This window comes from Acinetobacter sp. HA (assembly GCF_000264725.1).
Lineage (GTDB): Bacteria > Pseudomonadota > Gammaproteobacteria > Pseudomonadales > Moraxellaceae > Acinetobacter > Acinetobacter schindleri.
Map to the genome: position 1 here is coordinate 15,984 of NZ_AJXD01000045.1, position 25,537 is coordinate 41,520.

General features: G+C 43.7%; 21 protein-coding genes and 3 pseudogenes. 12 read left to right on the forward strand and 12 right to left on the reverse strand.

Translation table 11 applies throughout. From position 1 onward, the window contains the following. Positions 1–61 precede the first annotated feature (61 nt). The 6 genes from HADU_RS08970 to HADU_RS08995 form a co-directional block, all read right to left on the reverse strand. A complete protein-coding gene (locus HADU_RS08970; protein ID WP_004811154.1) occupies positions 62–349 on the reverse strand; it encodes a PA4642 family protein in 288 nt (95 codons plus the stop codon). 304 nt (positions 350–653) lie between these two features. Next, positions 654–926: a cell division topological specificity factor MinE gene (minE, locus tag HADU_RS08975; protein WP_004811152.1), complete on the reverse strand. Its 273-nt coding sequence runs from the start codon at positions 924–926 to the stop codon at positions 654–656. 2 nt (positions 927–928) lie between these two features. After that, positions 929–1,741 (reverse strand): septum site-determining protein MinD, encoded by an 813-nt coding sequence (gene minD / locus HADU_RS08980; protein ID WP_004811150.1) that lies wholly within the window; start codon positions 1,739–1,741, stop codon positions 929–931. 65 nt (positions 1,742–1,806) lie between these two features. Further along, the gene (gene minC, locus HADU_RS08985; protein ID WP_008305525.1) at positions 1,807–2,526 is read right to left on the reverse strand and encodes a septum site-determining protein MinC; all 720 of its coding nucleotides are present in this window, start codon (positions 2,524–2,526) and stop codon (positions 1,807–1,809) included. A gap of 157 nt (positions 2,527–2,683) precedes the next feature. Next, positions 2,684–3,751 carry a hypothetical protein gene (locus tag HADU_RS08990; RefSeq protein WP_004811146.1) on the reverse strand — a complete coding sequence of 356 codons (1,068 nt, stop codon included), beginning with the start codon at positions 3,749–3,751 and terminating at the stop codon, positions 2,684–2,686. Between the two features lie 19 nt (positions 3,752–3,770). Then, the gene (locus HADU_RS08995; protein WP_004811145.1) at positions 3,771–4,697 is read right to left on the reverse strand and encodes an acyltransferase; all 927 of its coding nucleotides are present in this window, start codon (positions 4,695–4,697) and stop codon (positions 3,771–3,773) included. A 250-nt stretch (positions 4,698–4,947) separates the two neighbouring features. Here HADU_RS08995 and HADU_RS09000 point away from each other — a divergent pair, with 250 nt between their 5' ends. From HADU_RS09000 to HADU_RS09040, 9 genes are all read left to right on the forward strand, one after another. Then, positions 4,948–5,601: an OmpA family protein gene (locus tag HADU_RS09000; RefSeq protein ID WP_008305529.1), complete on the forward strand. Its 654-nt coding sequence runs from the start codon at positions 4,948–4,950 to the stop codon at positions 5,599–5,601. 173 nt (positions 5,602–5,774) lie between these two features. Continuing rightward, on the forward strand, positions 5,775–7,814 hold the full coding sequence (locus HADU_RS09005) for a UvrD-helicase domain-containing protein (protein WP_008305531.1): 2,040 nt from the start codon (positions 5,775–5,777) through the stop codon (positions 7,812–7,814). A gap of 46 nt (positions 7,815–7,860) precedes the next feature. Beyond that, the gene (gene dut / locus HADU_RS09010) at positions 7,861–8,313 is read left to right on the forward strand and encodes a dUTP diphosphatase (protein WP_008305534.1); all 453 of its coding nucleotides are present in this window, start codon (positions 7,861–7,863) and stop codon (positions 8,311–8,313) included. A 232-nt stretch (positions 8,314–8,545) separates the two neighbouring features. Then, positions 8,546–9,964, forward strand: coding sequence for a phosphomannomutase/phosphoglucomutase (locus HADU_RS09015; protein ID WP_034592638.1), 1,419 nt, complete (start codon positions 8,546–8,548; stop codon positions 9,962–9,964). A 10-nt stretch (positions 9,965–9,974) separates the two neighbouring features. After that, positions 9,975–10,883, forward strand: a complete 909-nt coding sequence (argB, locus tag HADU_RS09020; RefSeq protein ID WP_004811135.1) for an acetylglutamate kinase — start codon at positions 9,975–9,977, stop codon at positions 10,881–10,883. 279 nt (positions 10,884–11,162) lie between these two features. Continuing rightward, a complete protein-coding gene (locus HADU_RS09025; protein WP_008305539.1) occupies positions 11,163–12,011 on the forward strand; it encodes a class II glutamine amidotransferase in 849 nt (282 codons plus the stop codon). A gap of 276 nt (positions 12,012–12,287) precedes the next feature. Then, the gene (locus HADU_RS09030) at positions 12,288–12,743 is read left to right on the forward strand and encodes a bacteriohemerythrin (protein ID WP_004811131.1); all 456 of its coding nucleotides are present in this window, start codon (positions 12,288–12,290) and stop codon (positions 12,741–12,743) included. A gap of 139 nt (positions 12,744–12,882) precedes the next feature. Next, entirely contained in the window at positions 12,883–13,962 is a 1,080-nt protein-coding gene (locus tag HADU_RS09035) for a hypothetical protein (protein WP_004811129.1), read from the forward strand. Then, entirely contained in the window at positions 13,962–14,288 is a 327-nt protein-coding gene (locus HADU_RS09040; RefSeq protein WP_008305542.1) for an RnfH family protein, read from the forward strand. Before HADU_RS09035 ends, HADU_RS09040 begins: the two co-directional genes overlap by 1 nt. A 109-nt stretch (positions 14,289–14,397) precedes the next feature. On the opposite strand, the gene HADU_RS09045 is transcribed toward HADU_RS09040, so the two are convergent. Next, the gene (locus tag HADU_RS09045; protein ID WP_008305544.1) at positions 14,398–14,796 is read right to left on the reverse strand and encodes an outer membrane protein assembly factor BamE; all 399 of its coding nucleotides are present in this window, start codon (positions 14,794–14,796) and stop codon (positions 14,398–14,400) included. Between the two features lie 112 nt (positions 14,797–14,908). On the opposite strand from HADU_RS09045, the gene fur reads away from it, so the two are divergent. Then, positions 14,909–15,346, forward strand: a complete 438-nt coding sequence (gene fur / locus HADU_RS09050; RefSeq protein WP_004811125.1) for a ferric iron uptake transcriptional regulator — start codon at positions 14,909–14,911, stop codon at positions 15,344–15,346. 74 nt (positions 15,347–15,420) lie between these two features. Here fur and HADU_RS09055 read toward each other — a convergent pair whose 3' ends face one another. Together HADU_RS09055 and HADU_RS09060 are read right to left on the reverse strand one after the other, a co-directional pair. Continuing rightward, positions 15,421–16,542, reverse strand: a complete 1,122-nt coding sequence (locus HADU_RS09055; protein ID WP_008305547.1) for a PilT/PilU family type 4a pilus ATPase — start codon at positions 16,540–16,542, stop codon at positions 15,421–15,423. A gap of 32 nt (positions 16,543–16,574) precedes the next feature. After that, positions 16,575–17,612: a type IV pilus twitching motility protein PilT gene (locus HADU_RS09060; RefSeq protein ID WP_008305550.1), complete on the reverse strand. Its 1,038-nt coding sequence runs from the start codon at positions 17,610–17,612 to the stop codon at positions 16,575–16,577. A gap of 123 nt (positions 17,613–17,735) precedes the next feature. Between HADU_RS09060 and HADU_RS09065 the strand changes: the two genes are divergently transcribed. Then, positions 17,736–18,422, forward strand: a complete 687-nt coding sequence (locus tag HADU_RS09065; protein WP_008305552.1) for a YggS family pyridoxal phosphate-dependent enzyme — start codon at positions 17,736–17,738, stop codon at positions 18,420–18,422. A 46-nt stretch (positions 18,423–18,468) separates the two neighbouring features. On the opposite strand, the pseudogene HADU_RS09070 reads toward HADU_RS09065, so the two are convergent. The 3 genes and pseudogenes from HADU_RS09070 to HADU_RS09080 all read right to left on the reverse strand — a co-directional run bounded on the left by HADU_RS09070 (position 18,469) and on the right by HADU_RS09080 (position 24,448). Continuing rightward, positions 18,469–19,576: pseudogene (locus HADU_RS09070) on the reverse strand (acyltransferase family protein). A gap of 5 nt (positions 19,577–19,581) precedes the next feature. Next, positions 19,582–23,188 (reverse strand): annotated as a pseudogene (locus HADU_RS09075) (SbcC/MukB-like Walker B domain-containing protein). A gap of 9 nt (positions 23,189–23,197) precedes the next feature. Next, positions 23,198–24,448, reverse strand: coding sequence for an exonuclease SbcCD subunit D (locus HADU_RS09080; RefSeq protein WP_008305556.1), 1,251 nt, complete (start codon positions 24,446–24,448; stop codon positions 23,198–23,200). 519 nt (positions 24,449–24,967) lie between these two features. Between HADU_RS09080 and HADU_RS09085 the strand changes: the two are divergent. Next, positions 24,968–25,422 (forward strand): annotated as a pseudogene (locus tag HADU_RS09085) (ABZJ_00895 family protein). Positions 25,423–25,537: the final 115 nt, after the last annotated feature.

The following is a 25,537-nucleotide window of genomic DNA, read 5'->3' on the forward strand; positions in this document are numbered from 1 at the left end:
AGCATCTCCACCGATAAAAAAGCCTGCATGAAGCAGGCTTTTTTATTGCATCAGCAAAGTCTTAAGCGAACTTGGCCAATACTTCAAGGAACTCAGCACTGTGACGCGGGAATTTCGCGATCACGTCATGAATGCGTTCACCTTCAGGGTTAGTAGCATTGATATCACGACCATCTGCAACGAATTGAGTCAACAGGCGTTCATAGTCAAAAGGACGCATGTGTTTATAAGCATGATAAAGCACATGAAAGTCTGCGTTTACGCCTGTAGGAGGTAATTGAGTGAGATAGGCAAACACACGCTCATCTGACCATTCTTCGTTAAATGTTGCCGGTTGAGACAATGCCATCACAAGCTCCTTGATATAATTTTCGACATGAAAAAGGCAAAATATGAGTACGCAAGTGACAAAGTATTTTTCATTTTCTCTGTCTACCTTGAAGCTAAACTTCGGATCTTGTGATTGGGTAAAGTAAACTTTGTATAACCAGTCCACTCGAAGCATCGCTTCTCGTCTTGCGCTTCAACAAAGCAGTAATTTACTTTCAGTCCAATCGAAGCAAAGCTTCTCGTCTTGCGACTGAACAAAGCAGTGCTTTGTTCAGTCTCATATTTTGCCTTGAATCAATTTAATTGACTAATCAAAAATCAAATTATCGTTCTTCAGGTAAATTGATATTCATTTCAAGCATTTCAATATTCGCTTCAGAACGGACCTGCATTTGAATATGCTGTTCATCTACACCGCGAACATAACGATTGACCACTTGCATGATTTCTTTCTTCATCATGTCAATCTTGTCCTGGCTTAAACGACGTCCCAGACCCTGTTCAGATGCAACAATTACCTTTAAACGGTCTTTCGCGGTTTGTGCGCTTGTTGGTTTTTCCTCACTGCTAAAAAGCTTACTCCAGAATCCAGCCATGCTTATGCTCCAAATAGTCGAGCTAACCAGCCCTTTGGTTTCACTTCAATATGACGGTAAGGACGCTCTTCACCCAGGAAGCGCGCAACCAGGTCATCATAAGCCTGACCTGCAGCAGAAGCAGTAAAGTTGATAACTGGCTTGCCTTCGTTCGATGCTTGCAGGACACTTGGACACTCAGGAATTACACCCAGAGTCGGCACACGTAAAATATCTTTAGAAATGTCATCAATGGTCAACATTTCCTGTTTATCCGCGCGTTCAGGATTGAAACGTGTGATACACAGATGTTTACGGATGCGGCCTTCATTTTGTTCTACTTTTTTAGTCTTGCTGTCGAGCATACCAATGATACGGTCAGAGTCACGTACTGAAGAAATTTCAGGGTTAGTGACAATGATGGCTTCATCAGCATGGTACATGGCCATGATGGCACCACGTTCGATCCCCGCAGGTGAGTCACAAATAATGTAATCAAATTCCTGCGACAGTTCATCCATTACACGTGCAACACCTTCATCAGTGAGGGCATCTTTATCACGTGTTTGAGACGCTGGCAAAATATATAAGTTCTCAATATCCTTATCGCGAATAAGCGCTTGTTGTAATCGCGCTTCGTTATTTAAAACATTCACAAAATCATAAACAACGCGGCGTTCACAACCCATGATCAAGTCAAGGTTACGTAAACCCACGTCAAAGTCGATAACAACAGTTTTGTGGCCACGTAGGGCTAAACCTGTTGCAAAAGATGCACTTGTTGTAGTTTTACCTACACCACCTTTGCCTGACGTTACGACAACAATTTTCGCCACCGAATCCACTCCTGTTATGGTTTAAATTCCCTATTTAACATAGGGTTTTGGTGTTTATTTATACATTAAAATTCTAGAGTTTCAAATACAAGCTCTAGTTGATCATTCAAGTAAATATGCACAGGCTTTTTCACCACATGCGGTGGAATATCGTCTGCAACACAATAGGTACCTGCAATGGAAATCAGTTCTGCTTCCAGTGCATGACAGAAAATGCGTGCTGCAGTATTGCCGCCTGCACCGGCAATCACACGACCACGGGCACTGCCATAAACATGAATATTGCCAGAGGCAATCACTTCTGAACCGCTGTTAATGCCAGCACTGATAATAATGTCGCCATGATGCTGCACAATGCACTGGCCAGTACGCAGGATTTCATCATGGTAAGAAGTCACATGAGCAATGACAGGTGCTGCCTTAACTTCTTCTGTTCCAGCATCTGACTTAACCACTTCCGGTTTGACTTCAATGACCTGTTCTTTGGTTGCCTTGATTTCCTGTAGCTGACGGTCAGGTGGCAATACTGGGAACTGGATTGCACGTGCCTGATCTGCAAGCAGGCCTTCAGTCACCGCCATCGGTTGTACATCCATGCTGATCAACAGCTGGATAAGCGCGATAAGTTCCTGCTCGACAGTGCTTTCAATCACCACCAGGGTGCCCGGTGGAAAAGCAGCTTGTAATTTTGGTGCTAATTGCTGGCGGATCGCATCATGATCATTTGTTTCAAGGGTAATGCGAATCGCATTGACCATTCTGCCCTTAATCCGTATATCAGCCATAGTTCTTCCTTAATACTTCTGACTTGTAAATTTTATGTCGAAGTAATGTTGTAAATAGTGCAAATCCTAGAACAAATTTCGTTAATTCTCTAGCGATCCAGGTTATTTTTTTATGCGATCAGATGCCATAAAAAAGCATAGCATTATTCATGCTGAATTAGAGGTATGTTGAACGCTGATTTTGCTCATTTTCTTCCAGAATCTGCTGCCACTGTTTAATTTTGACCTGTTTGCGGATCGCTTCAAGTGTTTCAAAAACAGCCGACTCCACCAATTTGTCAATGTTTGGATTTTGTTCAATCTGGATCTGACTGATCTTTTCAGAAATCATGGCAAAAGTTGGATTATCTTTACTGTAATCAGTATGCGTAAACGGATCGATCAATCCTTGGGTGATATTTTCTCCCAGACGTTGTCCGATACTCTGAATCTGCTGTTCCATGCGACTGCCTACAATCGGGATTAGGCGTAACAGCCGGGTCAGCTCTGGCGTATCTTCAATGGCTTTATTCACCACCTGGCCGACGTTTTTGGAAATCATATAACGCTGTGCCTGTAATTCCTTGCCTAGGGTTTCTTGCAGGATATCTGCCAAGGCAATGGCAAATAATTGACGGTGATGCTCGACCAGGTCATCAATTAGTTGACGGTGCGTGGTACTGGTGGTTAGCTCGCGTTTAATTCCGTCCAGTACGGTCACTACAATACGGCTGGTCAATTCTTCCATAACCAGGTTGTAATAGAAGTTGCCACGCTTATACCAGCTAGACGGAATCACCTTGAAACCATGGCTATGCAGGTTGTAGCCGATAGCTACTGCGCGGAGCAGACGCAGGAAACGCAGTTGCGGCACGATCGCGAGAATTTCATACCAGTGAATAAACGGAAAGAACCACCAGCGGGCATGATGACGCAAGACTATGGCAATTAGCCAGCGCACCAATAACTCCCCAATCAGGAAAGTCGTAAACCAGCCTTCAGTAATGATCACCCAGGGACGCAGTTCAGCCTTATAAAATTGCAGGATTTCAGGCAGACGTATGAAATCGAATAACCATTGTCCGAAGTCGCTCATTAAAATGGCATTGGCACTCAGGCAGAACAGGTTGATGACGATTAACACCATCATAAAGATGTCATAGGCCAAGGCGACCTTCCAGCCCCAGGTGCCTTCACGGAAAAACTTAAAGGCGCTGGAGCTGGTTTTCGGGGGAGTTGGTTTCATAGTCTCTCAGATCAGTGCATTAGGCTGCTTGAGCCAGATCCTGCTTCATTTTTTCAATCAACTGATCTTTCTCAGTCCAAATTTGATGAACCCATTGCTGGAAACGCTCGCGGTATTCAGCATCTTCTTCATAATTACCGCCCAGTACCCAGTCCGGAATATCAATCTTTCTTAAATCTACCGCAATACGGGGTACTTCGCCTAGCCAGAATTTACCATAACCTGGTATGCCGTCCGGATAAACGATAGTCATGTCCACAAAGGCATCAATACGGTCACCCAGAATATTCAGCGCCAGGGCCAGACCGCCGGCCTTCGGTTTGAGCAAATGTTTAAAGGGAGACTGTTGCTGGTCATGTTTCTCTTGGGTAAAACGCGTACCTTCCAGATAGTTGAGCAGGGTAAATGGCTGACTCAGCAATTGCTGGCAGGATTTACGTGCTTCATCCATATCGCGATCTTTGAGTACCGGATTTTTAGCAATCTGTTCCTTGGTGTGACGCTTCATCATCGGGAAACCAAGAATCTTAAATGCCTGTCCGACGAATGGAATAAAGATCAGTTCCCATTTGGTAAAGAACCGAGTCAATGGCATACGGGTTAAGCCGAAGTATTGATTGACTGTAGTATCGACCCAGCTCTGATGATTACAGCTCATCAGGTAGCGGCCCTGCATATTCAGATCCAGAGATTCATCAATGGTAATGGTCCATTGGGTATTTTTAAGGACATTCTCGATCAGCCAGTTGTTTACGCCAAGCCAGCTGTTGGTAATCTTGATATTGGTTTCATCAATTTTGGATGACTTTTTGACTAGTTTGGTCAGACCGAGGGCCAGTACTGGCGGTCCATGGAAAAAGGTACTTCCCGTCATTACTGAAGTCACAGTCAGGCCACGTGCAATTTTTTTTAATATAGGCTGTTTTTTACTTTCCGACGACGACATATAACCCTGTCCTAAGCTGAAAATCGACTAAATTTTTTCATATTATTAACAATATACGTTTTCAATCTGAAATAGAAAAGTACCGAATGAGAACAATGGAGAAAATGTGATGAAGTTAACCGTTTTGGTTACACATAAACATTACAAATAGTTACGAAAAGATTTATTATTAACAAATCAGATATAGTTATTGATTGAATTATTGACCATTATTCTTCAAATACAACAAAACAAGTTAAGGAGGCATGCCATGCGTGCATTAGTAATATCGACAGCAGTTGTAGGGGCAATGGTATTAACAGGTTGTCAATCGACTGGTAACAACCTTGGTGGTATGGAATATGACAAAACAGCGTTAGGCACAGTAATTGGTGCTGCTGCAGGTTATGGGGTCTCTAAAAGTAACGCAAACACAAGTGCACAAAACAACCGTGCTGCAGCGATTGGCGCAGTTGTCGGTGGTTCAACGGGTGTTTACCTTGACAACAAAGAGAAGAAACTTCGCCAACAAATGGCGGGTACTGGTGTAGAAGTTAACCGTAATCCAGATGGCTCTGTAGGTTTGGTTATGCCGGGTAACATTACCTTTGATACCAATAAATCAAACATCAAGCCGAACTTTTATTCAACTTTAAACAAAGTTGCACAAACCTTAACTGAAGATAACAAGAGCGGTATTCTTGTAACAGGTTATACAGACAGCACAGGTAATGATTCAATCAACATTCCTCTGTCTCAAGCGCGTGCGCAATCTGTAGCAAGCTACTTGGCATCTCAAGGTGTTTCTACAACACGTATTAATGCACAAGGTCAAGGTTCAGCAAACCCAATCGCGTCTAACGCGACTGCTGAAGGCCGTGAGCAAAACCGTCGTGTAGAAATCAGCATCTACGCAATTCAATAATTTTTATTGAAGACTGAAAAACCACCTTCGGGTGGTTTTTTCATGTCAAAAATTTAGTGTTGTCTAATTGCATACTCAGCAAATAGACAATGACGTTGAAAGCAGCATTTTAGATTAGTCATCTTAGGCTGAGATGACTATAATCAAGCTCGAACCGAAATAGAGGAAATACTATGTCACTGGCAAGTCAGTTAAACGACAAGCAACTTGAAGCGATGAAATACACTCAAGGACCCTTGTTAGTGCTTGCAGGGGCGGGTTCAGGTAAAACTTCGGTGATTACCCGAAAAATTGCCTATTTGGTTAAGCATTGCGGGATTCCTGCGCATCGTATTACAGCGATGACTTTTACCAATAAAGCAGCACGAGAAATGAAAGAGCGTGTGACCAAATTGTTGTCACGAGAAGAAGCTAAAGGATTATCGGTTTCGACTTTCCACACCTTTGGTCTGAACTTATTACGTTTTGAATTAAAACACACGCCGTTAAAAGCCAACTTCTCTATTTTAGATGCCGATGACTGCAAACGTATTCTGATGGACTTAATGCACCGCGATAATTTGTCGGGTGCAGAAAGCAAAGAATTGATTGCCAAAGCCATGAAGATGATTTCAGACTGGAAAAATGATCTGATTGCACCAGAGCAGGCGCATACCACCTGCGAAACGCCAGAAGACATCCAATTTGCACATTTATATCAACTTTATGAACGTAACTTGCGTGCCTATAACGCCGTTGACTTCGATGACCTGATTGTGATGCCAACGCGTTTGTTACAGGAAAACGCTGAAGTGCGTGATAAATGGCAGAACCGTGTGCGTTATTTGTTGGTGGATGAATATCAGGATACCAACACCGCCCAGTATATTCTGGTGAAGTTACTGGTCGGCGTAATGGGCCAGTTTACTGCAGTAGGTGATGATGACCAGTCAATCTATGCCTGGCGTGGGGCTAAACCGGAAAACATGGCGTTGTTACAGCAGGATTTCCCGAATCTGAAAGTTATCAAGCTGGAACAGAACTACCGTTCGACCAGCCGTATTTTGAAAGCGGCGAATACCGTTATTGGCAACAACCCGCATATCTTCGATAAAAAACTCTGGTCAGACAAAGGCCATGGTGAAGTGATCCGTGTCATCACTTGCCGTAATGATGATGATGAAGCCGAACGCGTAGTCAAAGATCTCATCACGCACAAGCTGATGAATGGTAAAAACTGGAAAGACTACGCAATTTTGTACCGCGGGAATTTCCAGGCACGTATTCTGGAAACCCAGCTGCGTCAGATGCAGATTCCTTACAAGCTCTCTGGTGGTCAGTCTTTCTTTGCGCGCGCCGAAATCAAAGATGTCATGAGTTACCTGCGTCTGATCATTAATCCAGAAGATGATAGTGCCTTCCTGCGAATTATCAATACACCGAAACGTGCCATCGGTCCGGTGACACTGGAAAAATTGGGTCTGTTTGCGCAAGAAAATAATCTGTCGCTTTTGGCCGCGGCAGCTGACCAGCGTCTGACCATGGCAATGCCAAAGAAAGCCACCACTCAGCTGGCTGAGTTTGCTGACTTCATCAATAACTTTACCCGCAATCTGCTGGATGATGATGAGCCAGTACCGATTATCCGCCAGATGATGGTAGAAGCCGGCTATATCGACTACATCAAGGAATCAGCCGCAACTCCGGCACAGGAAAAAACCAAGCTCGACAATATTGAAGTGCTGTATAGCAGTATTCAGAGCCTGATTAACCGTGCTGAAGATGTGGATGAAAAGAATATCGAAAGCGTGATCCGTAAGATGGTGCTGCTGGATATGCTGGAACAGCAGCAGGAAGCAGAAGATACCGATAAGGTGAATCTGTTGACGCTACATGCATCTAAAGGTCTGGAATTCCCTTATGTTTATCTGATTGGTCTGGAAGAAGAGATTCTGCCACACAAAAACTCGATCGCAGCAGAAACGGTCGAGGAAGAACGCCGTCTGATGTATGTGGGCATTACCCGTGCGCGTCAGGGCTTGACGATTACCTTGGCTGAGCAGCGTAAGGCTGGTGGTCAGATGAAGCAGATGACGCCAAGCCGCTTCCTGGATGAATTGCCAGAAGATGAACTGGAATGGTTAGGCCGTAAGAAAAAGCTGGCTGGCAATATTGATCCGAAACAGCAGGCACAGCATTATCTGGATAATTTACGTGCACTGATTAAGCGTTAAAATTTAAGTAATTAATCTATTGATATTTTTCTACAGGAATAAAATGATGAAAGTACAGGTGAAAGTCCTTGATGCACGCCTTGGCAATGAATGGCCAATGCCAAATTATGCAACTACAGGTTCTGCAGGACTCGACCTTCGTGCATGTGTAAACGAAACTACAGTAATTGAACCAGGTCAAACAGTACTCGTGAAAACTGGTCTGGCTATTTATATTGAAGATCCTGCATTTGCGGGCCTGATCCTGCCACGTTCTGGTCTGGGTCATAAACATGGTATCGTATTGGGTAATCTGGTAGGTCTGATCGATTCAGATTACCAAGGTGAACTCATGGTTTCGGTATGGAATCGTAGCCAGACTGCATTTAGCCTGGAACCAGGTGAGCGTCTGGCGCAGTATGTCCTCGTCCCAGTGGTGCAAGCACAATTCGATATTGTGAATGAATTCGAAGCCACTGAGCGTGGTGCAGGTGGCTTCGGTCATACTGGCAAGAACTAATTCAAAAAGCCTACATTCAATAAAATGTGGGCTTTTTTAATGGTTGATAGAATAAGATTTATCCCGTTTTTCAGCTAGCATTTATCCATTCGTTATATTTTTTAAATTGATTATTTATCTGAAATCAGCTAAAAGTACAGGGTCCTAGAACAAAAACTAAAGTTTCACATCATGGTGATGACACCTGATTTTTGAACTTATATTCTCCTATTTAGCAGTGAAATTACGATCTATGGGATTTATGCATCATCCATTCCCCATGCAAATCTTTCGTGCTTATGACATTCGCGGTAAGGTTAGTTTACTCAATGTCAGCATGGTAAATGCCATTGCACATGGCCTGGCCCAGCAGTATCAGTCTGCGGGACAGACACGTGTCGCGATTGGTTATGATGCAAGGCTATCCAGTCCGACCTATGCCCATATTATCCAGCGCACCTTAAGCCTGTATGCGATTGAAGCGCACATTATCGGCTGCTGTTCTAGTCCGATGCTGTATTACACGTCACGTGAATTTGGTGGCAACGGTATCATGATTACTGCAAGCCATAATCCACGAGAAGATAATGGCATCAAGTGGTTGATTAATAATCAGCCCCCATGTCCTGAAATGATTCAGGCGGTAGGGCTGGAAGCTCAAAAATATTATTCAGATGAGCTGCAGCAGGTAGACTGGATTGAACATGAGATTATTCCAGAATATTGTCTCAAATATCAGCAGTCCATTCTCAATGATATTCAACTGAAACGCCGTTATCGGGTCGTACTGGATGGGTTGAATGGTTCAGCGGGGCGTTGTGCGGCTCTGGTATTGAACAAGCTTGGTTGTGATCTGACGACAATAAGAACTGAAGCGAACGGTCATTTTCCCGATCATGCGCCGGATCCCTCACAGGAAGCTCATTTACAGCTGTTAAAAGCAAAAGTTTTAGAGATAAGAGCCGACCTCGGAATTGCCCTGGATGGTGATGGTGATCGACTGGTACTCATCGATGCAGATGGGCAGGTTATTACGGCTGATCAGCTGTTATGCCTATGTGCGGAAATTTGTCTGAAAGATACGGTTGATAAAGAATTTGTCTTTGATGTGAAATGTTCTACCCTGGTTCGTAATACGGTACAAGCGTTGGGCGCTACGCCAGTCATGATCCGCACAGGAAGTTCTTTCCTGCGGAAGTATCTGGCGAATTCTCAAGGACAGGCGATTTTTGGTGGTGAATATGCCGGACACTATGTCTTCAATGATGGCCGTGGCGGCGGTTATGATGATGGTGTTTATGCGGCACTCAGAGTCATGGAATACCTGGATCAAACTGGGCAGACACTGGCAGAAGCACTGGCACGTTATCCAAAACGTACGGGCACTGAAGACCTGTATATTTCGACGCATCAGATTAAGCCACTAGAATTGCTTAACTTTGTTGAAGCACAATCACGTAAATTAAACGCGCGAATTAGTAAAATTGACGGTATACGTCTTGATTTTGATGATGGTTTTGGCATCATTCGAGCATCCAATACAGGTGAATACTTCACAGTGCGTTTTGATGCGGAAAATCAGAGCCGTCTGAATGAAATTCGTCACCTGTTCGTTTCGATGTTACGTGACCGCTATCCTGCGATCGCCCAAGACATTTTAGATGCTCAATAAGGAGAGGCGAATGCCAAATCAACAGACAGGCATCGACAAAGCACAAATTCTGACTGAAGCTTTGCCGTACATTCAACGCTTTGCGGGTAAAACCCTTGTGGTGAAATATGGCGGTAACGCAATGACTGATCCTGAGCTGGAGAGTTCATTTGCTCGTGACATCGTGTTGCTGAAAACTGTAGGCCTGAATCCGATCGTGGTACATGGTGGCGGTCCTCAAGTCGATTCTATGCTGAAACAGCTGGGCCGTGAATCTGAACGTATTGATGGCATGCGTGTTACTGATCCTGCAACCATGGAAATCGTTGAAATGGTGCTTGGCGGAAGCGTAAACAAATCGATCGTTAATCTGATTAACAAACATGGTGGACGTGCCATTGGTTTGACCGGTAAAGACGGTAACCTGATTCGTGCACAAAAACTGCTGATGGAAAAAACTGCTGAAGATGGTTCAGTGCAAAAAATTGATTTAGGACTGGTAGGCGAAGTAGTTGGTGTCAAAACTGATGTACTGGAAATGTTTACCAATAGCGATTTTATTCCTGTGATTGCACCGCTGGGTGTGGATGAGGAAGGCAATACTTACAATATCAATGCCGATCTGGTTGCAGGTAAAGTGGCTGAAGCCTTAGGTGCAGAAAAACTGATTCTGCTGACCAATATTAGCGGTGTGCTAGACGAAAATAAAAATCTGCTGACTGGCCTGACCACTCAGGAAGTTGATCGCCTGATTGAAACAGGTGTGATCTATGGCGGAATGATTCCGAAAGTGGGTTGTGCACTCGATGCCGTGAAAGGTGGTGTCATCAGTGCACACATTGTGGATGGTCGTGTACCGCATGCCAGCCTGCTAGAAATTTTTACTGATCATGGTGTTGGTACATTGATTACCAACCGTGTAAAGTCAGGCCATCATTAATTTAAATGATTTAATGATTAAAAAGAGTCTCAATCGGGACTCTTTTTTATGCCTTTTATTTTTAGCTCTTGTCTTCTGAAATCATCATAATTTTTCTTGAGCAGAACCCTATTGTCTTGAAAAAACAGCTTGAACCAGATTTATCTTTTTTTTAAATAAAGCATAAAAAAGCATTATTTAGCATTTTTAGCGCATAAGATTGCATGGATCAAGATTTGAAAAGCTCCAGGGACTCATGCACAATAACTGCATAAATACTCCGATACCTGAATGAAGATTATGTGCCAGCTGCTTGGAATGAATTGTGCGACACCAACAGATATTACCTTTTCATTTCGAGGCTTTTCACAGCGCGCAGGAATTACTTCAGATCATGCCGATGGTTTTGGGATTGCTTTCTTTGAAGATAAAGCTTGTCGCCTGTTTGTCGACAACCAGTCTGCGGTTGAATCACCGATTGCCGAGCTGATCCGCAATTACCCAATCAAATCACGTAATGTGATCGCACATATCCGTAAGGCGACTCAGGGTAAAATCAATCTGGAAAATTCGCATCCTTTTAGTCGCGAGTTGTGGGGACGTCAGTGGATCTTTGCGCATAATGGTGACCTGCATAATTTTTTTCCAGAGCTCTCAGGCCGTTTTACGCCAGTCGGTAATACCGACAGTGAACGTGCTTTCTGTTATCTGCTTGATCAGTTAGTAAAGCGCTTTGGTTATCATGAGCCAAAACAGGATCAGATCTTTGATCTGCTGACCGAGATTTCGCCATCCATCGCCGAGCATGGTACTTTTAATTTTTGTTTGTCCAATGGTCAGGCGCTGTTCACCTATGCCATTACCAAGCTACATTGGCTGGTGCGTGAATATCCGTTTAAGCCTGCACAACTCATTGATATTGAGGTAGAAGTCGATTTTAGCCAAGTGACCACTCCCGAGGACCGTGTCGCTGTGATTACCACGGAACCATTGACACAGAATGAGGAATGGACGGCTTTCCAACCCGGCGAAATGATTCTGTTCCAGCATGGAGCAAAAGTACGTTCTCAACTGACCCACGTAGAACGTCTGGAACGTGAGCAACTGGACCCTTCGCTCAAACGGGTGACACGTGCAGATCAGTACTGATCTCGAAGCTAATAAAGACAGTGAAAAATACTGTCTTTTTTGTTTAATATTCATGTAAAAATCAAAGATTAATAAGAGCTTATAGCTCTTATTGGTTAATTAATATCTGATCTTTTTGCTCAGAATAAATTAATTTTAATTATATATAACAAATACTTAAATATAAAAATACAATTTCACCACTAAAGCCGACTAATTCACTTCATTTTTATTTAAATCAATACCCTATATGCTTCAAGTTATGTGATAAATCCTCAATATTTATAGGTGGTCGTAATGAAAATGAAATGGGTTCCAGAATACGATACTGGTATCGATGTGATTGACGATCAGCATAAACGAATTCTCGATTACATTAATGAAATCGACGAAATTGATGTCAATACCAATCGTGCGCGTGTTAAGCAAATTCTAGAAAATATTATCGATTACACACAATCGCATTTCACTTTTGAAGAATCACTTCAAGAAGAGGCGGATTATAAATATCGTGTACCGCATAAACGTGTGCATGATCTGTTCATTAAGAAAATTGAGTCGTATCGTGACCGTTTTGAAATGGGACATTCGATTGAAGCTGAATTGCATGAAGTATTATCTAAATGGCTGATCAACCATATTCAGCATGATGATGCGGATTATGTGGGTGCAGTGAAAGAAAACATGATCGGCCTGATCAAAGAAAAAGAAAAGAAAAAGGGCAAAAACTGGTTCGCTCGTTTCTTCTCATAAAGCAATTTTCCCCTATAACAAAAATTAAAGTCTAATGATCATTTTGCGCAGCAAATCATCTTCGGGTGGTTTGCTTTTTGTTTTTGATTTTCACCGCTATGCAAGGCAAAATAGCGCTAGATTTTTATAGGAATGCATCATGCAGGACAATGCTATGTCAAAATGGTTATCGCCTCTGATGGCTTTTTGTTTATCTTTTCTTATTATTGCGACCCTCGCACCAATAACAGGTATTCAGATTGATCGTCAGCTTGATTTCTGGATGTTGTGGTTAGCGACAATGCTGATCCTGGCGCTTCCAGTCTGTTATCTGGAAATTGCTTTAGCGAAACGTTCCAAGACCACCGCATTACATGCATTGTCGAGCCTGACCCGTGAGGCAGACAGTTCGCAGCGCTGGCGTATTGTCGGCTGGCTGGCTGTGGTGTTTATTCCATTTCTTGCGGGTGCAATGCTGAATCATGCCTCCAACGTAGTATCGATTGCCAATCTTGAAGTGCAGCAACCGGCCATCCTGGCTGGATTGGTGATTGCGGCTTTGCTGTTGTCTTTAATTCCACGTCTGATTCTGGTGGGAATTACTACTATAGGCGTGATTGCATCCTTGGTCCTTGCCAATGTCATGGGTACAGCACTGCCTGAATGGCAACTAACTCCGGTACAATTCTCTGAATGGGGTAACGCAACGGTACTAGCACTGGTGGCCAGCGGGCTAGGCATGGGCTTGTACTGGCAGTCTAGTTTGGCTGCTGTCAAACAGCAGGATGTAGCGACCAAAACAGTATTACCGATCTGGATTGCACAACTGCTTGCAGTAATTGCTTTTGGTTTCTTCGCGGTAAAAGCTGAAGTACCTGCATTTGCCTTGATCGCTGCAATTGTAGCTGCTGCCGCACTGATGTTACAGATGGCGCGTGAACAGCTGCAACAGCGTCAGATAAATGTCATCATTCAATGGGTAATTGTGGCGGTGGCAACACTGGTCTGGTTGATTCCAAATATCACACCAGTATTTAATAACCTGCTGATCCTTTGGGGGCTGGTGATCAGCCTGATCTATGCCTTGTTTGCTGGTTGGATCATGAAGATCAGTCATCTTCGTAAATCAATGAATTTCAGTTCAGAGGCGTTCTATAACATCTGGCGTATTGCGGTTCGGGTGGTATTACCAGTGTCGATTGTTGTGGCCATTATTGCAGTGTTAGGGCAGTGGTTCTGATGAATCAGTCAGCGTTGATTTGGGTGGCGTATGCTGCCCCTGAGCAACAGTTTCATATTGCAGTACCGTTTCAGCAGGGCATGACTGCACTGGATGCAATTGCTGCAAGCGGCATCCGCGATCAGGTGGAATTGCCTGAACCTTTGAATCTGGGAATATTTGGCGTGCGCTTGCAGGAGCATGCACAGCTTTTGAATGCTGGGGACCGTATAGAAATTTACCGTGCGTTGATCATTAATCCTAAAGATATCCGCCGTAAACGTGCAGCGCAAAATCCTGTAGGACGTTATAATAAAGGTAATCGATCCAAGCTGTGGCAATCTTAAGATTGATCAAATGCGTCATAAAATCGGCAAAATGCCAGTAATTTGATAAACCTATGCAGTTAATTAGAAAAACCCCTAGAAATACAGGGGTTTTTTTATGGAAAAGCGATTATAGTGGTGGTGCTGTCAGAATCGCTTCTTTTGAACCAGGTAAACCGGGTTGTGACGCTGGAATGGTTTCTAGACCTTCAATGCGTTCCACAATACCGTTTGGATTGAAGTAGATTTTTAAGTGCTGACCACGTGCAGCAGGAATGTTGGCTTTTTTAGCATAGGTTCCTGGGGTATAATTGTAGATGTAGTCCCAGCGTAATGGATTTAAAGGATCTGTCACTGTTGGGCTGCCAAGTAGGAAGCGGACTTGTTGGTGGCTCATTCCCACCTGGATTTTAGAGGCTTGTGCTTGAGTTAAAGGTGTTCCTTGAGGAATATCAACTTTGTACACACCTAAGGTCGAACAGCCGACGAGCAATGAAGTGACGAGTAACGTCAACATGATTTTTTGCATTTTGCTACACTATCCCAAATTAATTATGATGCATTTGATCCAAGGATAGATCATACTGCATCTAAACTTTGTTGCATATTCCAACTTTAATTTTGTTGAGAGACCTTTTTACATGCCTATTTCAAATCAAGATTTACGCAAAGCTGGACTGAAAGTTACCCTGCCTAGAATTAAAATATTAGAACTATTAGAAAACTCACGTCAGCACCATTTAAGCGCGGAAGATATCTACAAGACTTTACTCGATCAAGGGGAAGATGTGGGTCTTGCAACTGTATATCGTGTGTTAACACAGTTTGAAGCAGCAGGCATTATTCAGCGTCATCACTTTGAAAATAATCATTCTGTATTTGAAATTATGCAGGATGATCACCATGATCACCTGGTATGTCAAAACTGCAATAAAGTTGTTGAATTCACCAATGACGTAATTGAACATGAACAGCACGAAGTTGCGAAAAAATTCGGCTTTGAATTAACAGGCCACTCACTGAATCTGTATGGTTACTGTGATGAACCTGAATGTCAGGACGCTTATCGTAAAAAATAATGCCGGGATGTTCCTAGGTATAAAAAACAGGCTTCAAAGGAAGCCTGTTTTTTTATGAGGATGATTAATTAATCTTAAGATTGTCCATCAAAGGTAATATTGCTGCCGGCATTCATCAGATGTGCACCACCTTCTTCGGATAACTTGATTTGCAGACGCAGATCGTTTGGAGAATCGGCATGTTTCAACGCATCCTTATAGCTGATCTGTTTGGCCTTGTACAGGTCATACAGTGCCTGGTCAAAGGTCTGCATTCCAAGTTCACGTGAACGCTTCATCAAGTCTTTAATTTCATGCACATCACCTTTACGGATCAGATCTGAAACTAAAGGTGAGTTGATCAGGATCTCAATTGCGGCACGACGGCCTGTACCATCAATGGTTGGGATCAGCTGCTGTGCCACCATCGCTTTCAGGTTTAAAGACAAGTCCATAAACAGCTGGTTATGGCGGTCTGCTTCAAAGAAATGAATAATCCGGTCAATGGCCTGGTTGGCGTTATTGGCGTGCAAGGTCGCAAATACCAGGTGACCGGTTTCCGCAAAGGCAATAGCATAGTCCATGGTTTCACGGGAACGGATCTCACCGATCAGAATCACGTCTGGTGCCTGACGCAGGGTATTTTTCAATGCCACTTCAAAGGAGTCAGTATCGATCCCGACTTCACGCTGGGTGATGATACAACCCTTATGCTGGTGCACAAATTCGATCGGGTCTTCGATGGTGATGATATGACCTTTGGAATTTTCATTACGATAACCAATCAAAGAGGCAAGGGAAGTCGATTTACCGGTACCTGTTGCGCCCACGAAGATGATAATCCCGCGCTTGGTCATCGCCAGTTCTTTCAGAATTGGCGGTAACTTTAAATCATCCATAGTAGGAATGACGGTTTCAATACGACGTAGAACCATACCCGGCTGATCACGCTGCTGAAATGCACTGACACGGAAACGTGCTGATTTGCTGGGATTGGTAATCGCAAAGTTACACTCACGTGTATCGGCAAATTCTTTGCGCTGTTTTTCCGTCATAATTGAATGCAGAATCTGGCCTACTGCTGGTCCAGGTAATTTGACTGATCCAATCGGCACAATTGAGCCATTCACTTTAATTGAAGGTTCGACATCTGCAGTAATGAACAGATCCGATGCCTTTTGCGCCACCATATAGTCGAGCAAGCCGTTAAAATCCATACTTCGTCCCCGAGAAAATCAAAAACATTTTTTTATAGGAAAGATTCAGGCTGTTTAGCAGCAGTACGCGCAACTTGTGGGCTGATCACGCCTTTAGATACCAGTGTTTTCAGGCTCTGATCCAGCGTAGTCATACCATAGTTGGCACCGGTCTGAATGGCAGAGTACATTTGAGCAACTTTGTTTTCACGGATCAGGTTACGGATAGCCGGAATACCGATCATGATTTCATGTGCAGCGACACGACCACCACCATTTTTCTTGAGCAGGGTTTGTGAAACGACTGCTTGTAATGATTCAGACAGCATGGCACGAACCATGTCTTTTTCTTCGGCCGGGAATACGTCGATCACACGGTCAATAGTTTTAGCAGCAGAAGTCGTATGCAGGGTGCCAAACACCAGGTGACCGGTTTCAGCAGCAGTGAGTGCCAGACGGATGGTTTCAAGGTCACGCATCTCACCCACCAGGATAATATCCGGGTCTTCACGTAATGCAGAACGTAATGCTTCATTGAAACCATGCGTGTCACGATGCACTTCACGCTGGTTGATCAGACATTTTTTGGATTGGTGTACAAATTCAATTGGATCTTCGACGGTCAGAATATGGTCATAGCGGTTGTCATTAATATAATCCAGCATCGCCGCCAATGTGGTTGATTTACCCGAACCGGTTGGACCTGTGACCAGTACCAGACCACGTGGATATTCACAGATATCCTTAAAAATCTGTCCCATGCCCAGATCTTCAAGGGTCAGGACTTTAGAGGGAATGGTACGGAATACCGCACCGGCACCGCGGTTCTGGTTAAATGCGTTGACACGGAAACGGGCCACGCCAGGCACTTCAAAAGAGAAGTCAGTTTCCAGATTTTCTTCAAAATCACGGCGCTGTTTATCGTTCATGATGTCATAAACGAGTTTATGCACTTCTTTGTGTTCTAATGCTGGCAGGTTGATGCGACGAACTTCCCCATCGACACGAATCATTGGCGGTAAGCCCGCAGACAAGTGTAAATCCGACGCACCATTTTTAGCAGAAAATGCCAACAATTCTGTGATATCCATAAGGTCCCCGAGTTCATTAAAATGTTAATTATTTTGATAGAATAATAAGGCTTTCCCACAGCTTAACCAACACTTAGTTCATGGGCAAGGGAAAAAAAGATGAATGAAATGAGAACCCCATCAATGAATATGTTGCAACAGTCACGAAATCAGGTCTTAGCTCAGATTGAAAGCGCATGTGTCGAGGCCGCGCGTCAGCCAGATTCGGTGCAACTGCTGGCGGTATCCAAGACCCAGCCCAGCGCAATACTGGCAGAAATGTATCAGGCTGGGCAACGTGCATTTGGTGAAAACTATTTGCAGGAAGCACTGGAAAAAATCACCGCGCTAAAAGAGCTAGAGATTGAATGGCATTTTATTGGACATGTGCAGCGTAATAAAACCAAGCCGCTGGCAGAAAAGTTTGACTGGGTACATGGGGTAGATCGTCTGATCATTGCCGAACGTCTGTCTAATCAGCGCGAAGATAATCAAGTACCCCTAAATATTTGTCTTCAGGTGAATATCGACGGGCAGGATACTAAAGATGGCTGTCAGCCAGAAGAAGTACCGGATCTCGTAGCGCAGATCAGCCAGTTACCAAAACTGCGTCTGCGTGGTTTAATGGTGATTCCGGCGCCAAATAATACAGCGGCTTTTGCTGATGCCAAGGCTTTATTCGAAGCGGTTAAAATGCAACATGCCAAAGCTGAGGATTGGGATACTTTAAGCATGGGGATGTCAGGGGATATGACCGAAGCGATTGCGGCAGGTTCAACCATGGTGCGGGTCGGCACCGCCTTGTTTGGGGCACGTCCTAAAAAGAATTAACGGATCCATATTTTTAGACAGGTTTTTAGAATTGTTAAGAAAAGTGTTATTGCATTGAGCGGGATAACGCTTTTCTTTGTTGTGGTTCGAGTAATTTTGCCATTAAGCTAGCCAGTAGAACTAAAACCAGCATAGTCGCAACTAGGGCCAGAACAGCACCCCCTAGCCCATAAGCACGGCTTTGTGGAAAGCAGCCCAAAATAAACAGTAGTAAAGGAAAATGAGTCACATAGAGGGTATAAGAAAAACTCGCGGACTTTACCCAGACTGGTTGATAATAACTGAGTTTTTGTTGCAGTTGAATCAGCCAGCAGACAAAAGCCAGTCCTATCAACGTGTTAAATGGCACAAAATAGTTACCACGATAAATTTTAGCCTGATCGATCATATGAAAGTGATAGGCGTCTCTACAGGCAATGAAAAAAGCCAAGCTTAGGCATCCCAGTTTGAGTGAATTCAAATGATTTAAGACATACTGTTGAATATGACCAAATGAACTGGCAAAGGCTGTCAGCCATACAAGCAAATAAATCAGAAATTGGGGATTAAGTGCGGTAAGTGTAATTAACACTAAAGCAAAACTGAGTTTGGCAATAACAGAATGTTTTTAAAAAAGGCAAAAAGCCCGCCAGCACATAAAACCAGACCTCAAAACTTAAACTCCATAGTGGCGCATTGGCAGATAGCGTGGGCGTCACAAAGCCATTTAAAAAGAACAGTGAACCCAGAAAATTGTCCCACTCCAGACTATAGGTGGTACGAATCATCATGCCAAAACTGTTCTGAAACTGATGTGTATGAGAGCTAAAGAAGTAAGGCGCCAGAATATATAAAGTTAAGGTCAGGGTAAGAGCAAACAGGAAGGGCGGTAAAATTCTACGGCAGCGCTGCCGGATATAGTGAGACAGATTAAACTGGCTATTTTGCTGGATATTATTCTGTATAGAGGTTCCGATCAGATAGCCACTTAGAGCAAAGAACATCATCACCGCGGCCTGACCAAGCAGCCGGACCCAAGAATACAGTGTTAAATCAAAAGGGGCGATAAAAGCCTGAAAGCAGTGACTAAATAGCACCACAATTGCACTCACTCCACGCAAGCTTTCCAGTTGTAAACTGAATTCAGCTGAAAATCTGCGTGAAGTCATATTCATGAGCGCTAGCCTATAATCTGAATGGTACTGGCACCAGAGCCAACGGGTTTAACCTGAATCTGGACTGGAATCCGTTCATGCATTTCCTGGATATGCGAGATCAGCACCACTTTACGGCCCTGGCTTTGCAGATGATCGAGAGCATTCATCACCATATGTAAGGACGCTGGATCGAGTGTCCCAAAACCTTCATCAATAAATAGCGATTCCAGCTTCATCGAGCCAGACGCCATATTGGCAATGGCCAAGGCTAAAGCGAGTGATACCAAGAAAGTTTCCCCACCGGACAGCGAAAGTACAGGGCGGACCTCACTGTTCATATCCAGGTCAATAATCGCCAGACTCAGACTGTTCGGAATACGATGCAGCTGATAGCGTGGAGCCAAAGGCTGGAGCTGCTGATTGGCATATTCAACTAGAATATCCAGATGATGTTCCTGGGCAATTTTCTGGAATTTGGTGCCTTCTTTATGTCCAATCAGGTCATAAATCCGACCCCAACGATATTCCTCAGCCTTAATCTGTTCAATCTGATGCTGGTATCTGGCATACATACTCTGGTTGTTGGCATTCATACGCAGTTTGGCATCGGTTTCATTCAGTATTTCTTGTTGTGCTGTCTTTTCCTGTATCAGTGCAGCCAGTTTTTGTTCAATCTCTTCAAATTCATGTTCAGGCTGCAGTTTTAAATGTGCCTGATATTGTTCTTCGAGTAACTGCCATGCGGTTTTGGCATTTTCCAGTGCCTGTTTTTGATTGGATAAATCCTGGCGGATACGTTGATGGCTGATGAGATCAATACCCAGCCATTGTTCAATTTGCGTCGTAGTCACCTGTGGATGGTTCTGCTGCCAAGCCTGAATACTCTGCTGATATTGCTCAAGTTGCTGATCAATCTGCTTTTGTTGGGTTATAAAATCCTGCAACTTAAGATTGGCCTGATGCAGCTGTTTTTCTGCCTGACTGGTTTGTTGTCGCTGGATGTCTAGTTGCTGTTGCAAAGCTTTGGTTTGCTGATCCAAAGTCGTCTGCCACTCTGCAGCTACCCGATATACTTGTCCTGCATGTTGCCCGGTCAATTCAGCTAGTTGCTGGCGTAAGTCCTTACCTTGCTGGATAAGTTGCTCTAAAGACTGGTGGCGTTGCGCAAAATTCTGCTGTTCAACTTGCAGCTGATATTGGGTTTTATCAACTGCTTGTTGCTGTGCTTGCAGCTCAGATTCCAGTTGCTTTTGCACACTTAAATGCTGCATGCGCTGTTGTAACTGTTGTTGTAGAGTGGATAACCATTTTATCGGATCCTGAGATGCATAGTTCTCAGGCAATACATTGATTAGGGGGTGAATAAGCTGGGTCAATTGAGTGCGCTGTTGCAGAACCAATTGCAGTTGATGTAAGTGCTGCTGCTGCTGACGCCATTGCTGTAATAGCTGCTGTAACTGCTGTTCTTGTCGTTGCAGCTGTTCAATCTGCTTTACGACACTATTGCTATGGTCTTTCAAAAGGTGAGCTAAACGATTTAAGTCATTTTCACTCTCAGTAATAACCCCTAAATTCGCCAGCTGCGTTGTATATTCAATCTGTTGCTGCTGAATTTGCTGCTGGAATGCTTGCAAACGCTGCTGTTGCTGTTCAATCACAGTTTGCAGCTTTGAGATTTCAATCTGTTTCTGCTGCTGGGTCTGACTTAGCTGATCAAGCTGTTGTCTGGCTTGCTGTAATTGCTGTTCCTGTAGCTGACATAAGCTTTTGTCCAGTAGCTCATGTTGTCCTTGAGTAAAAGGATGTTCATGACCGCCGCATACCATACAGGGTTCATCAGGTTTTAATTGGGCACGCAGTTCCTGCACGCTTTGTGTATGCAATAAACGCTGCTGAGCTAAAATCCGCTCTAGCTGTTCATAAGCCTGTTGTTCAGATTGAATCTGTTGCTGCAAAGTCTGTTCAGCATTTTGCAGCAATTTCAGCTGCTGTTGCTGGGTATGTATAGAGGTTTGTAGCTGCTCTGACTCTTGAGATTGTTGCAGAGTCTGTCGTAAGCGTTGCTTTAGCCCATCAAGCTGAAGCTGTTTGGTATAATGCTGTTGGAGGGTCTGCTGAACAGATTTAAGTTGCTGGTCTAACTGGTCAATACTTTGATGTTGCTGGATCCAGTGGTTGAGCTTGGCAGATAATTCGGTAACGATTTTTTCCAGTGCAGACAAAGGCTGATTTAGGCTTTCAGGATTTTTTTGCAATAGTTGTTGATACTGCTGTAAATAGTCCTTTATACGTTGCAGGGTACTTTGCGGCTCCTGATCAAAAACACTTAAAAATTCTGATTGGGTTAACTGCTGACTAATCTGCTGCTGTTTAGCCTGAGCATGACTTAAGGCCAATTGCTGCTGTGCTAACTGCTGTTCTAGGGGGTGCAGGTGAGTAGTTTGAAACTGATTTTGCTCCGTATTCAGTTTTTTATACTGTTCAGATACCGTATGGATAGCATGATCCAGCTTTAAACCTGCTTCCAGATGTGGCTTGATCTGGTCTAAATGCTGCTGAAATTTCTGCTGCTGTTGCTCCAAGGCTACTAGTTTGGTTTCTTCTTCAGTAAAGCGTTTTTTTAGCGTTTCAAACTCAAGGGTGAATTGTACCTGTTGTTGCTGAATCTGAATTTTTTTCGGTTCTAAACGGGAATGCTGAATAAACTGATCACGGATAGACTGGAATTCATCCAGCTGTTCCAGTAATTGTTGCTGTCCTGCAGATTTATTTATGGCATCCAACTGGACATCATACACTTCTTTTTTTGCATGGACTTCGGCATACAGCTTATGTCGGTCCAGATGCCATTTTTTCTCATTTTCCAGCAGTTTTTCAGATTGCTGAAGATTCTGTAATTGTAAAGACAGCGCCGTCTGTTGCTGTTTTAAGGCGTTAATATCTTCTTCGGACAGGGTTTCAATATGTCCAATCAGCTTTTCCAGATCACTGCGCTTATTTTTTACTTCACTGAATTTTTTGTGCTGCTTTTTGACTGACCACACTGAAAATTTGTGAATTGGTCAAATATTCCAGCAGGTCTGCACGTTCATGATCTTTGGATTTTAAGAAGGCTCCCACTTCAGACTGCGCAAGTAGGACAGCACGGGTAAACTGCTCAAAGCTGAGTCCAATCAGTTTTTCAATAAGTGGCGTGACTTCGGATATTTTTTGGGTGAGCGTGGTGTCATCATCAAGGCATTTGATATAACGGTCGACTTTTAAATTGCCATCAATTTTATTGCGGGCACGGCGGATTTCCCAACGGGCAAGATAGCGCTTGCTATCCAGCGCAATAAATTCCAGTTCACTAAAGCCGGTGGTTGTGCCACGACGCAGAATATTTTTAGAATCTTTGATGGAAACATCCTGTCCACCCGTATCTTTGAGACTGCCAGTTGCACCTTTTAAACGTGGAATTTCGTTATACAGTGCCAGACACATGGCATCCAGCAGGGTAGATTTACCTGCACCAGTTTTACCGGTAATGGCAATCAGGCCGGCATGTGCCAACGGGCTATCATCAAAGCAAATATCATGGGTACCAGCCAGAGAAGCCAGATTATTTAAACTCAAACGTAAAATTTTCATGGCATTTCCTTATGGCTGCTGCACATCAATATCTTGCTGGGCTTCATGTAGCAGCTGCAGGAAATCACGCTTTACCGAGTCATCTGGATCATAACCCATCTTTTCCCAGAGGTTACCGAACAGGGATTCCGGGGTCGGAGGCGCCAGATCAATTTTAGAAATGTGCGTGCTTGAGTCCGTTACTTGCTGATAAATCCGGGAAATACGTAGCAGTCGGTAACGGTTTGGCGGCAAAGCCTGTTCAATCTGCTGTCTGAGATCTACTGGGGGAGGCGTAGTGGCGGTGTATTCAATTTCTAAGAAATGGCGTGCAAACAGCTGTTCAATTTCACCACTCGGCAAGGCCTTGACTTGGTCAATCAGATCATTGAGGTCGGCACGAATCCGGAACAGATCTACAGTGCGTGGAATGATCAGAGGCTCATATTGAAAGCGTTGTTCATCTGACTGCATCGGGTCAATTCGTACCTCTACAACCTGATGTTTATAATTTAATTCACTAAAAGACAAAGGAATCGGGGAGCCACTATAGCGGATATGTTCCTGACCGACTTTCTGCGGCTTATGTAAATGCCCCAACGCGACATAATCAATACCCTCTTCAAAAAGCGCCGTCGATAAGGCTTCTTCATGTCCCACTACAATCGGACGTTCTGAATCCGAAGTTTCTCCGCCTTGCATATGCGCATGTGACATCAGAATCAGCGCCTGATCTGGCTGTTTACGTGCCTTGGCTTCAGCGATCAGTTGTTGATGCAGATAGCTAATCGCGTTTTGACTGTTGGTGGTATGTTCATTCAGTCCGGTAATTTCGGCACTACGCAGATAAGGCAAGGCCAGGCACCAGGCTACAATTTTCTGTTCAGGGCTATAAATCGGCACTATCAGACGATCCAGATCCAGCTGGTTATTTTCCTTGCGGCTGATGACACCGACTGCACGTGCATTGAATTTGGCAAGAAAAGGCTCAACCTGCTCGATGCGATAACCCGAATCATGGTTGCCGGCAATCATCAGGGTTTGCATGTGCGGTGCCAGTGTATGGGCACTGGTTAAAAATTGATAAAGCTGTTTCTGAGCGCTGGAGGACGGATTGATGACATCAAAGATATCGCCTGCAATTAGCAGGGCATTTGGCTGTTTTTGTTTAATTTGTTCCAGCAACCAGCTCAAAAAATGGCGATGTTCAAATTCACGATCATGATTATGGAAAAATTGTCCTAAATGCCAATCTGATGTGTGTAAAAAATGAACTGCCATGTCCCCTGAGCCTATAAAAGTTTAAACACCCGAAGTGGGTAAAAGCATGGATGAAACCAGCAAAAATCTTACTTCCGAAGCAGGAATGATCGTTTTGGTCTGGATGAAAAATATCAGTATAGTGAGCTCGATCTGAGAAAACCAGTATCGGGTTGGGCAACTACTTTCTATCTGACCCTAATAAGGCAATTTAATTTCTTGTTTTTTATCTATGTTTAAACTGGAGCAATAAGGAATAAAAATTTAGAAGCCCAAAAAATAAAGACCGACGATTCGAGTGATGGTGAAATCGTCGGTCAAAGTATGCTGTTTAAGAAAATTTTGGCTGCTATTCAAAACTTTCTGCTGCACACGAGTCTTATTGCTTTAGCAAAGATCAAACAGATTTGTGGATGCCGGTACAAATTTGGTGACCTTGTATCCTATATAACGTCAGCTTTACAGGATCGGTTGACAATACAATGAAAAAAAGCTCATTTTTTTTTATACTGACTACATCCTTTTGTGTGAGTGATGGCTATGGCGCCGCTAAAACGCTATTTTCTCTGGTTTTTTTTAATATGTTTTGTGATGACCTGTATTTGCGGCGTGATTGCAGCCCTAATGCCGATGGGAATGGGGGCTGTGCTGACCATGGTGCCGTATCTGGTGGCCATGATCTGGGTATTATTTAAATTTCTTCGTCAGAACCGTCGGGCACCGACACAAGCCGAACGTAAAAAATCACTTTAGGATTCAGCCTGATTTTCTGGGGGTATAACCTGGCATTTTTATTATTGGGAATTCTGGTCGCAACCCGGTCCAATCCGAATGCCTGGCAGGATTTCATACTGTATCTTCAACAACCGCAGTTTATGAGTGTCGTGGTGATCATGTTCCTGTTGATTGCGATTCCATTGTATCTGCTGACTTACTGGTTCTATGGAAATCAGGCTCAGCGCATGGCCAACAAAATGTTTGGTAGCTCTCAGTAAATTATTTGCACATAAGTGACTAGAACTTTAGTCTAAAAAAAAAGCCTGAAACCCCTTAATATTCAGGCTTGATATCTTTTACTGTAAGTCATTACGATGAATGGTATTTTTTGAT